Source organism: Kamptonema animale CS-326 (genome assembly GCF_028330895.1).
Lineage (GTDB): Bacteria > Cyanobacteriota > Cyanobacteriia > Cyanobacteriales > Microcoleaceae > Kamptonema > Kamptonema formosum.
This window is the reverse complement of the sequence record NZ_JAQMUA010000240.1, coordinates 38,722-50,714: the sequence shown is the minus strand read 5'-3', so window position 1 is coordinate 50,714 and position 11,993 is coordinate 38,722. Positions and strand designations below refer to the sequence as shown.

At 43.4% G+C, this 11,993-nt stretch carries 7 protein-coding genes; 1 reads left to right on the top strand and 6 read right to left on the bottom strand.

The annotated features are described in order from the left end of the window. Positions 1–70: 70 nt before the first annotated feature. Positions 71–565, bottom strand: a complete 495-nt coding sequence (locus tag PN499_RS13875) for a DUF427 domain-containing protein (RefSeq protein WP_272032553.1) — start codon at positions 563–565, stop codon at positions 71–73. A gap of 292 nt (positions 566–857) precedes the next feature. Between PN499_RS13875 and PN499_RS13870 the strand changes: the two genes are divergently transcribed. Further along, positions 858–2,180, top strand: coding sequence for a GH25 family lysozyme (locus PN499_RS13870; protein ID WP_272032551.1), 1,323 nt, complete (start codon positions 858–860; stop codon positions 2,178–2,180). 366 nt (positions 2,181–2,546) lie between these two features. On the opposite strand, the gene PN499_RS13865 is transcribed toward PN499_RS13870, so the two are convergent. Genes PN499_RS13865 through kaiC form a run of 5 tightly spaced genes read right to left on the bottom strand, consistent with a single transcriptional unit; the run spans position 2,547 to position 11,954 of the window. Next, entirely contained in the window at positions 2,547–3,494 is a 948-nt protein-coding gene (locus tag PN499_RS13865) for a PleD family two-component system response regulator (protein WP_272032550.1), read from the bottom strand. Then, positions 3,491–9,451 (bottom strand): PAS domain S-box protein, encoded by a 5,961-nt coding sequence (locus tag PN499_RS13860; RefSeq protein WP_272032549.1) that lies wholly within the window; start codon positions 9,449–9,451, stop codon positions 3,491–3,493. The genes PN499_RS13865 and PN499_RS13860 overlap by 4 nt, the downstream gene beginning before the upstream one ends. Positions 9,452–9,478: 27 nt before the next feature. After that, a complete protein-coding gene (locus tag PN499_RS13855; protein ID WP_272032548.1) occupies positions 9,479–9,850 on the bottom strand; it encodes a circadian clock KaiB family protein in 372 nt (123 codons plus the stop codon). A 39-nt stretch (positions 9,851–9,889) separates the two neighbouring features. Next, positions 9,890–10,204, bottom strand: a complete 315-nt coding sequence (locus PN499_RS13850) for a circadian clock KaiB family protein (protein ID WP_272032546.1) — start codon at positions 10,202–10,204, stop codon at positions 9,890–9,892. A gap of 37 nt (positions 10,205–10,241) precedes the next feature. Beyond that, entirely contained in the window at positions 10,242–11,954 is a 1,713-nt protein-coding gene (gene kaiC / locus PN499_RS13845) for a circadian clock protein KaiC (protein ID WP_272032545.1), read from the bottom strand. Positions 11,955–11,993 lie beyond the last annotated feature (39 nt).

Sequence of the window (11,993 nt, the reverse complement as noted above, 5' to 3'; positions counted from 1 at the left end):
TACCAATTACCAATTACCAATTACCATGATGTATCCCTAATTCAAGCGCAAGTTGCGATATTTTTATTACCTACCAACCCCAAGTACCAAGCCCGCCTTTAAACGGCCCCACAATATCCTTAGTAATCCAACCACCATAAAAATCGCCCAACTGCCCTTGTACCAATTCCCCATCCACATAACAGGCATCCATCAAACCGGGGTAAAAAGCTACATAATCCTGAATAGACTCAAAAGCTGGAATTGGATTAGGATAAAACCAAGCAGCATCAGGAACCTGCTTATCCCCCACACTAATAGTGTAATATCCCGCTTGTCCCTTCCACTCGCACCAAGATGTCCTCGAAGTTCTGAGCAAATAACTCATCTGAATGTCACTAGGAGGGATATAGTAAATAGGAGGATGACTCGTTTCTAGTATCCGCCTGCTGGAATGAGTATCAGCAATAACCATACCATTAAAAATTACCTGGACGTGCTTGCTTGAGTCATCAATCCGAGGTGGACGCGGATAATCCCAGACAGACTCTTGACCAGGCCCCGGTTCAATACGACTGATGTTCACTTTTACAAACTCCTGTAAAATCACAATATTGGTTGTTAATCCTATTCTGTGAGCCCTAACACTTTATAGTACAGAATTTAGTGGTTTAGTGGGGGGATGCCACAGTTCAGGGAGCAGGTTTAACATAGAATTTAGCAAAACTCAAAACCGTATTAGGTAGCGTACTTGCCGGGTTTAGCGTTGAGAGGAACGAAGCAATCTCAAAACTCAAAACTTTCCGTCCCCTTCAATGTACCCTTAATCTTGTGTCACCTTCAGACAAACAAACTTTTAAAACATTTCTGCAAACTTTATGAGCATTCGCGGTATAGATGTTTCCGACTACCAACCAAACGTAAACTGGCAAGCAGTTGCCAACAGCGGCATCACCTTCGCCTTTGTCAAATCAACAGAAGGTACAACCTTCGTAGCCGAAACCTTCGCCCGGAATTGGGCGGCGATGAAAGCAGCGGGTATTCAGCGCGGCGCTTACCACTTCTTTCGACCGGCCAGCAGCATTCAAGGGCAAATTGATTTGTTCCTAAAAACAGTCAAGCTAGAACCGGGGGATATGCCCGCAGTTTTAGACGTAGAGAGTACAGGCGGTTTGGGGGCAACGGAGATTTGCGATCGCATGGCAATTTGGCTCGAAGCAGTCGAAAAAGCCACCAAAATGCGACCGATCATCTACACCTACCCTGGTTTCTGGGACAACTTAGGCACCAAACGTTTTGGCGATTACCCTCTATGGATAGCCCATTACACTACGGCCCAAGAACCTTGGGTTCCTGGCGGTTGGAATACCTGGACATTCTGGCAATATACAGACAAAGGCAGTGTCGGCGGAGTAGCGGGGTCGGTAGACGTTAACATCTTTGAAAGCTTGCGAGAAGGTAGCCCCGCCCCCAAAGTCCAAGAAATCCAGAAACACTTAAAAAATAAAGGATTCTATCAGGGGACTATAGATGGTAACTACAGTACCAGCACCAAATCCGCTGCGATCGCCTTTCAAAAATCTCAGGGACTAGAAGCCGACGGCATCGTTGGCCTGAAAACACTAACAGCCCTCCTGAGTAAATTTCCCAGCGGTACCTTCCCCACTCCCTCACCATCCCCAGCCCCGTCACCCGTACCCGCCCCCAAACCCACACCATTACCCACCCCCACTCCCACCCCATTACCCATGGGGGGAATCCGCCTAATTGACGTATGCCTGAGTTATAAAGCCAACACCAACCAAGATATTGCCCTGATCTGGTTACAAAGCCAAATTGCCCCCTCACTCATGGCCGAATTTACTCAAAGGTGGCGCAATCAATCCTTACCCCAAGTTACTTTCGTGCGGCTTTTGGACGTTTGCAAGTATTATCGCGGCTTACCCAACCAAGACCAGTCCTTAGACTGGCTGCAATCGCAACTTTCCGCCAAAATTTTGACTGAATTTGCCCAAAGGTGGCGGGGTCAAGTACCCGTACCCGAAACCACAGCTAGCATCCGACTGATCGACGTTTGCAAATATTATCGCGGCTTAGCCAACCAAGATCAGTCCTTAGACTGGCTACAATCGCAACTTTCTCCAACGGTGCTCGCAGACTTTGACCGCAGGTGGCGGGCGGCCACTGGCAGTAATCCTTGAGGAGTTTGAAGTTATGAGTTATGAATTTGAAGTTATGAGTTACAACGGATTACATAACCAGGACTTACGCACCCAACCAAAGAAGCCGGGTTTTTTACAAAAATACTTCGTTCTCAGCTACAGATTCTCTCAAAAACCCGGCTTCTGGGGCCATAAGCGTAAGTCCTAATGGCTAAGGGCTTATGGCTCATGGCTAATTACCCATCCTCCCCTCCGATTAATTAAAAGTTAAAAATTAAAAATTAAAAATTCAATCTCACAATTTTTAATTTTGCATTTTTTTTAATTTTGCATTTTTAATTTTTAATTGATTAAGTTGCTCCCCCTCTCTTCCCCTAGCCCCTAGCCCCTAACCGCCGAAAGCGGTTACTGATCGGCAACAACTCGGTTGCGCCCTTGATTTTTGGCTTGATAAAGGGCCTTGTCAGCTCGTTGAAGTACCAGATCGATCTTTTGATCCTCCAATTGATAGGTAGAGACTCCAATACTAACTGTAATTTTCACCTGTTTTTCTTGAATCGGAAACTCTGCCTTTTCCAGGGTTTCGCGGATACGTTCAGCCACGCCTACGGCCGAATCCAGATTAGTCTCTGGTAGAATTACGACAAATTCTTCTCCCCCAAAGCGTCCCCAAAAATCTACTTTTCGTAAAGAATTTTTGACAATATTTGTCATCCCGATCAGCACTTCATCTCCTACAGCGTGTCCGTAAATATCATTAACTTGTTTGAATCTATCCAGATCCAGCATTAATACAGAAAACAAATGATTGTATCGGCAAGCTCGGTCGATCTCTGCCTCACATAAAGTTAACAAATAACGACGGTTCCACACTCCCGTTAATGGATCTGTATTAGCTAAATTTTGTAACTCTTTAGTTAATTGTGCTTGCTCCTGTAACGACTTTTTCAATTGCTCTCGCATATATTTTAACTCTAAGTGCGTTCGCACCCGGACGAGTAGCTCTGCTTTACTAAAGGGTTTGGTAATGTAATCAACTGCCCCTTTTTCAAAGGCTTGGATTAAATGCTCTTGCTCGTGGCTAGCAGTGAGAAAAATGATCGGTATTTCTGCTACATCAGGATTAGCTTTCAGTTGTTCGCAAACTTCCAAGCCATTCATATGTGGCATCATAAAATCTAATAAAATTAGATCGGGATGGGCAGTTTGAACGCGCTCTAAAGCTTGCTGTCCGCTAGTAGCAAAAGTGGTTTCATAACCTCTTTTTTCTAGGATTAAAGCAATTAGTTGCAGATTCTCGCTAACATCATCTACGACTAAAATTAAGCAGTTTTCTGGTTTGAATGATGTCATAATAATTGAAGTCTCACTTCGGGAAATTTTTCTATGGTCTTAGGCAATAGCTCCCAGTCAAAGGTTTCTAGCTGACTTTCTAAGGTAGTCGTATAATCGAGGAGTGCTTGACATTGGTATTCGTGCCCCCACTCTCGCAAACGTTCCATAAAGGTCTGGATATCTCGCCGTTTCATGGTTTTACACAATTCTAACCAAGTGCTTTCTTCTTCTTGGTGGAGTTTTTCGACTAATTCTGGAAGCTTTGCTAAGGCTTTGGGATCTGCTTGAATTCGCTCGATTTGGTTAGGATTTATGGGCGCTTCATCAAGAGTAAAATAATTAGTTTCCTGGGGTAAAATTTGCTTTAACGCGGAGACAAGTTGCGAACGGCTAACGGGTTTGCGTAAGAATCCTTGGGAGAGAGGGCGCACGGTAATTTCGTCCTCTAGTCGCAAAACGGCAGTTACGATCAAAATGGGAATATTTTGAGTTCTTTTGTTTTGTTTCAGCAATTGTATCGCTTGTAGTCCGTCCATGTTCGGCATCCACAAGTCCATGAGAATCGCATCGGGGCAATTTGTTTGCGCGACTTCGATCGCTTCTTGTCCATCTTGTGCAAACAACAGGCGGTGTTTGCTACCTGCAAAATATCCCGCAATCAAATCGAGGTTATATTGAACATCATCCACCACTAGCACCGTTGCAGTTCCAAATTGATTTAAATCTTCATCTAATTTTGAAGGCACAACCGATCGCGTTTCTATCGCTGTAATTATAAGATTGGGGAAGATAAAAGTAAAGGCACTCCCTTTGCCCAGTTCGCTTTCGAGCCTGACTGTGCCACCGAGCATTTCTGTAAGACGTTTAGTAATTGCTAAACCTAAACCTGTACCTCCATATTTACGAGTGCTTTGTCCTTCGCTTTGTTTAAAGGCTTCAAAAATACTCTGTTGTTGCTCTAAGCAAATGCCAATCCCGCTATCTGCGATGGTAATTTCTATCTGTACTCGATTCGATCCAGGGGATAAATCTAGTTGCGCGCGTACAGATATTTTGACAAATCCTGCTTCTGTAAACTTCAGGGCATTACCAACTGTGTTGAACAGAATTTGGCGCAGGCGTATGGGGTCAAATAGAATGGCTGTGGGTACGTTTTCATCGATTTCTACTAGGAGAGACAAACTTTTTTTAAGGGCTTTCTGGTCTAAAATTTCCTGAATTTCCCGAACTAGCGATCGCACATCAACTGGTTCGTATTGGAGTTGTAGCTTACCTGCTTCGATTTTGGAAAGATCGAGTATATCATTAATCAGGGCAAGTAACGTTCTGCCACTGGCAGTAATTGAGTTAAGATAAGCACGAGGTTGGGGGTCAGAGATCGATCCTTGTAACAATTCACTAAAACCTAGAATAGCATTCATGGGGGTGCGAATTTCGTGGCTCATGTTGGCAAGAAATTCACTTTTAGCACGGTTGGCCCGAACGGCTGCTTCTTTAGCAGCAGCGAGTTCTGCCTCAGCTTGTTTGCGTTCGGTGATATCCTTCATAAAACAGTAATGACCCACAAACTTATTTTGTCTATCGTAGGCACAGATCATTACTAATTCCTTGTAAAAAGTAGATCCGTCTTTGCGTAAGCCTTTGGCTTCAGTTTCTACCTTACCTTTAGTTAGCATCTCTTGATAAGCAGCTAACATTTTGGGTCGATCTTCAGGGTGTACAGTTGGCGACCATTGCATACCAAGCATTTCATTAACTTGATAACCGCATTTCTCTGCATAAGCTCGGTTGACGGAGATGTAGCATCCACGATCGTCTAATCGTGCAATTCCTTCTACCGCATTTTCCAAAGCAAGATTGAGTTCGCGCAGTTCTGCCTCAGTTTGCTTGCGATCGCTAATGTCTTCGGCAATACCAGTCATCCGTATGATGTTGCCGGCTTCGTCTCTAATCGGAAATCCGCGATCGCGAATCCAGCGGATGGAATTGTCTGGTCGCACAATCCGATATTCTCGATCGTAAATTCCTGTTTTTTGCTGTTCAATATACGCAGCTTCGACTTGTGGGCGATCGTCTGGGTGAATAGTCGCTAACCAATTTAATGGGTTTGAATAGAGGGTTTCACAACTACGTTGCCAAATAATTTCATAAGCAGGGCTCACATAAAGAAGTTGTTGCGTTTGGTTGTCTGTCATCCAGAACACATCCTGAATATTCTCTGCAAACTGACGAAACTTTTCTTCACTATCGCGCAAAGCTGCTTCTGCTTGTTTGCGATCGGTGATATCTTGATGGACTGCGACCATAACATTGCCATATTCAGGATGCTTAAATACAGAGCAAGTTGCACTACACCAAAATGGAGTACCATCTTTCTTGACATTATGAACTTGATATGAAAATTCCCCATTTTGTAAAACAGCAGTGCGAATGGCTTGATTTACCTCTTCGGGATCTATCTGTTCATTCCCATAGTTCACGATCGAAACGTGCTGACCGTTCATTTCCCCAGCATCATAACCAAACATCTGCTCAAATTTAGGATTAGTATAGACAAATAATCCATTATCGGCTCTTACTAAACAAATACCTTCTCCCATGCTGCGGGTAATTACAGCCTGAAGTTCTAACCTTTGTTCTGCAAGTTTGCGATCGCTGACATCGAAAATTACCCCCAGCATTCTCAGCGGTTCACCCGCTTCGTTATAGATCCCGCGTCCTTTCCCCACCAGCCAGCGAACTGTACCATCGGGATAGACAACCCGGTATTCAGCTTCATAATCAGTATGCTGGAATAGCGCATTTGATAACGCCTGTTCGATTCTGTCGAGATCCTCTGGATGAATTGCTTTGCGCCATAGCTGATAAGGATCGCTTGCTTGTTGTCGTTCTACTCCTAGCAAACGAAAATGGTTGTCATTCCAGTTCACTTCATTTGTAGGCACATTCCAGTCCCAAGTGCCGATATGGGTAAAATCCAACGTCAACCGCAGTTGTTCCTCACTTTTGGCTAAAGCAGCTTCGGTGCGTTTGCGATCGGTAATATCTTTAGCCACATAGCAAAATCGGGGATATCCACTGGGACTAACTTCGATCGGGCAAACACTCATAGAAAGCCATCCTTGCTTTGTCGAAGTCTCATAGAAATGTTCAAATCGAACTGGAGCTTGAATTTGTTGAGATTGTTGGTAATAGGTAGTCCATTCCTCTATAGTGGTTGATGGCGATCCCAGCGCACTAGCAAACTGATTTTGCATAGCTTCTGGGGTACTCTCAAAAAACTGAGCCGCCGCCCAATTATCGGAAATGTGCAAGATATCTCCATTATGAAGTTCAACAATACCCATCGGCATTGCACCACTGTTGAAGAAACTTCGCAGCGTTGATTCGCTCTCCTGTAAAGAATTCTCTGCTTCTTTAAGTTTAGTAAGGTCGCGCAGGCTAACTAACACTCCTGAAATATCTTGTTCTGCTGCAAAATAAGGTGTAAAAGTAACGCTCAGAAATTTTTTGCCCCCTGGCAAATGCTCAAACCATTTTTCAAACTGAATAGTTTCTCCCGCTAAAGCTCGATCTAGCGAAGGCCTCAAAGTTTCAAATATCTGTTGACCCGCGATCTCTATCACTGAATGTCCGATAATTTCGTGAGAGGATTTGTTGTACCAAGACAGGTAAGCTGGATTAGCAATTTGATAAATGTAATTGCGATTAAGCAGTGCTATTCCATCAAGGGTTGTGGATACTATGCGCTCATATTGTCGCAAAGATTTTTCAGCGCGTTTGCGAGCGGTGATATCCTCAATCATCGCCAGATAGTAAATAGGCTGGGCATCTTCATCGCGAACGATAGAACCTGTTAGCGAAATCCAAAGAATTTCTTGGTTCTTTTTAAAGTAACGTTTTTCAATTTGGTAAAACGGTATCTCTCCTTGAAATAACTGCTGTGCTAATTGCACATCTTTTTCTAAATCATCGGGATGGGTAATATCGGTAAACGTCAGTGGGAGCAGTTCTGACTCTGAGTACCCCACCATCTGACACAGCATTGGATTAACTTTAATAAACCGATAATCCAAACCAACAATTGCCATGCCAATTGGCCCTTCTTCAAAAACTTTGCGGAAGCGTTCTTCTCGCTCTCTCAGTGATGTTTCAGCAATCTTGCGTTCTGTAATATCGTGCAGAATGGCAGTGTATATTTTTTCTCCATTTAATTCCAGCTTAGAAATAGAAGCTTCAGCCGGGAATACAGTACCATCTTTGCGGCGACCAAAAACTTCATTCCGCTCTTCCATCCTGCGGGTTCTCTCACCAGACTGAGGAACATTAGTAAATTTCTCGCTATAAACAGAGTCAAACCGAGAAGGTAATAACAAAGTCAGGGATTTTCCCAATACCTCAGCAGCCCTATAGCCAAAAATCTTTTCTGCTCCTTTATTAAATAGAGTAATTGTTTGAAGATTGTCAACTGAAATAATCGCATCTTTAGCAATATCTAAAATTTTAGATAGCCGTAAACTAGAATAAATTAACGCTTTTTCTGCTTGCTTACTTTTAGTAATATCTGCGTTAATTTTCATGATTCCTTTCGGTTTACCTGCTAAATCCCGTTGCACTGTCCAACGGCTAGCGACAAATATTAATGTACCATCTCCTCTCTGTTGAATAAGTTCGCCTTCCCAACGCCCATACTCAAATAGTTCTTTCTTGATTTCTGTTAAGGGCTTAGGAAAGTTGGTTGACAGCAATTGCGCTAGAGTTTTTCCCAAAGCTTCGGTTTTAGAAAAGCCATACAATACCGTCGCACCGTAATTCCAAAAAGTAATGACATCGTTCAAATCGACAGTGAGAATGGCATCGTGAGCTAAATCGATTAATTGTGCTTGGTCTTGAAGGATTTTCTCTCGTCTTTCCCGTTCCAAGAGTTCGAGTTGTAAGCGATAGTTTGCTACCTGCAATTCCTGGGTACGCTCTACAACTTTTATTTCTAGATTGTTCTTGACTGCTTGCAAGGCATTCTCAGCCTGTTTGCGTTGGGTAATATTAGTAAGAATTACAACTGCTCCTCTAAAGTTATTGTCCTGGTCAGCTAGAGGGCGAGCATTTAAGACCAGATTTAAAACTTGTCCATCCCGGCGTTCAAATTCAACCTCAAGCCCCTTATAGGTTTCTCCATGCAGCACCGGTGTAATTGAAAAGGGAACTTTAACCGGGGAATTACGGGCAATATCTGCCGCTGATAAGATTTTTTCCTGACTTATAACTAAGGAAAAATTGGATTGAAAAAAACTGAAAATTCCCAGTCTATCAAAGGGTTGAAATAGTAGATTTTCTCCCCAGAGTTGTTGGGCGATTGCACTAGCACGAATAATTTGTCCGGTATCGTCACAAACGAGAATGGCTTCTCCCGCCTGTTCTAGAATTAAACGCGCCAATCTTTCGGCAGCAAGAGTCTTTTCATGGTGCTTTTGTTCGGTTAAATCAGTAATCACAAGACAGTCGATTGGGGTGTCATCAAGGAGCAGATGATTGATGGATAAATAAACAGGAATTTCAACGCCATCGCGGGTATTTAGAAACAGCTCTACAGGATGCCGTTCGCCCTTTTCTGCTTGTTGAACTCGTGCCTGGAATAGAGGGGTGTCATGGGGGGAAATTAACAATTGAAAATATGAACCTATCAGCTTCTCTAACGGTTGTTTCAATAAATTGGAAAAACTTTTATTGCAGTACAAAATTAGCCCATCGGTCGAAAGGACTACAGCCCCTTGTTGCATCTCCTCAACTAACAATCGGTAGGACAGGTCAGCACTCTGAAGGGTAAAAACTTTTCGACCCTGGGGAGTAGAAATAACCAAGGCATCCACTTCACCTTGCTGAATCGCTCGCACGATATCCTCGCTTGCGGTCAGCCGTTCGCGCAAAGATTGAATTTCAGCTAATAGTTCTGTTCGGGATTTATTGGTGTTTTCCATTGTCAGTACCAGGGTTAAGAGAGTATTTTATTTAGGTACAATATCTAATCCAAACAACACTTTTTCGGTATCAGACAGATCCCCAATCATGCGTTGCAGGGGGAGAGGCAGTTGCTTGATTAAGGTGGGGATGGCAACGATGTTATCTAGGTGCATCTGTTCCGAGGACTGATAAACATCAATCACTTCTAAGTCATAGCGTCCTTGTAAATAAGTTTCACAGATAGATTTGATGCGTTGTAGCGCCCTCGTCGAACGGGGAGTTGTGCCCGCAATATATAAGCGGAGACAGTAATGTTGCTGTTCCAGTTCCGCGATCGCTTGTTCAAAATTTGCCATCAAATTATTGTTGTCTTCTTCCACTAGCTGATTGTCTTCCGGCGGTACTTCATTCACCATTACTGTTTCCTATCAATTGTCTGTGTTCAGAGTGTTTTTTCATTCCTCAACCTTTGCGATATCAAGTCCTAGTAAAACTTTTTCCTGATTAGATAAATCCCCAATGATTTGCCGAATCGGTTGCGGCAGTTTTCGCACTAGGGTGGGAATTGCCAGAATTTGATCTTGCTTTGCTAACTCCGGGTTCTGTAATAAATCAATGACTTCAATTCGATATTGAGCGTGGAGGTATTCTTCACAGAGCTTTTTCAGGTTGGCAAAAGCTCTCACTGATTTGGGAGTCTGGCCAGCAATGTACAATCGCAGTTCCCATCTCTCTAATTTAGGTGAATTCAGTTCACTCTGTTGATTCATGATTGCTATTTCCCTGTTTTCTAAATGTAGTAACTGGTTAATCAGCCCGACGGAGTTGCGCGATGATCTTTTGATCCTGAAGAAACCCGACTTTATTCATATTCTCCTCTTGATTTAGGCGATCGAGTTCTGCTTTTTCTGCCTCCATCTGCATTTGTAGTGTAACAATTTGAGTTTGAATGACTTGCCGTTGCTGTTCTAAATCTCGCCGTCGGTTAGCAATCTCTTGCTGCCGTCGTATATTTGCTTGTTTGTCGGCTAACTCCTGAATTGCCCTGGCGGTTCCAGTTAGTACCTTGTCCTGTCCTAAGTAAACATCTACCAATTCCACGCCTTGAGCGGTCAACCGGAATTCTCTCACCTGGTTTGAGTGTTCCATCCCGCGAGACTTGATCACTTGCAGGATGCGATTCCGCTCGCCGTTGCTTTCAATTACGCGCACCTCTAGCCAGGTATCCATCAGCGAAGAAATCCCGATCTCTGTATTTTCAAGGGGAGTTCCGCCACTAATTAAGTTGTTCATTAAGACTGTGATTTGTTGCGATTTTAAGTAGTCAATTACGCGCATAAAGAAGGCTTTGACTTGCAGAAGACTGCCAGTTAAAGTTAGGTTGCTGATCGGATCGATGATGACGGTAGTAGGCTGAAAATAGTTGATCCATCGATGAATTTGTACTAAATGTACTTCTAAACCATGAGCGGTGGGACGTAATGCTTGAATCTGTAGCAATCCCTGTTGAATATAAAGCTCTAAATCCATACCGATCGATCTCATGTTACGGAGAATTTGTTGGGGGGCTTCCTCAAAGGCGAGATACAAGCACTTTTCTCCGCGCTGACAGGTGGCGGCGGCGAAAGCAGCGGCGATCGTACTTTTGCCTGTCCCAGCCATCCCCGTGATCAAAATGCTACTACCGCGAAAGTAGCCCTCTCCTCCCAGCATGGCATCTAGACGCGGGATGCCACTGGAGATGCGATCGCTAGAAACGTTATGATTTAGTCCAATGGAGGTAATTGGTAAGACAGAAATACCATTTTCTTCTATTAAGAAAGGATATTCGTTACTACCATGTTGAGAACCTCGATATTTAAAAATTTGCAGCCGCCGAGTAGAGAGTTCTTCATAAACTCGCTGATCTAAACGAATGACGCAATCAGAGACGTATTCTTCTATGCCTTGACGAGTTAGGCTATTATCACCTCGTTCACCTGTGATAATAGCAGTAACACCTTTGGTTTTGAGCCAACGAAACAGACGACGCAATTCGGCCCGGACAATGCCAGTATTGGATAAACCGGAAAATAATACTTCAATTGTATCTAGAACTACCCGTTTCGCACCAATGCTATCGATCGCATAGCCCAAGCGAATGAATATCCCTTCTAAATCGTATTCACCAGTTTCTTGAATTTCGGAAGGATCGATATACAAACAGTCAATACTGAGCTTTTTTTCGGCTACCAATCGATCTAAATCCCATCCCAAAGAAGTGACATTTTGGGTGAGTTCTTCTACGGTTTCTTCAAAGGATATAAATACCCCTGCTTCGTTGTATTCTGTCGCGCCACGAACTAGAAACTCCATTGCTAGTAGAGTTTTACCGCAGCCAGCAGAACCACAAACCAAGGTAGGTCGTCCTTTTGGTAGTCCACCTCCAGTAATTTCGTCTAGTCCCTGAATTCCCGTGGGACATTTGGGTAATTGGATATTGGTGGACTTGCTTGTTTTTTTATGATTGAGTTGAGTCATTTTGGTTGATTGAATTAAGTCATCAAGTATTGTAAATCC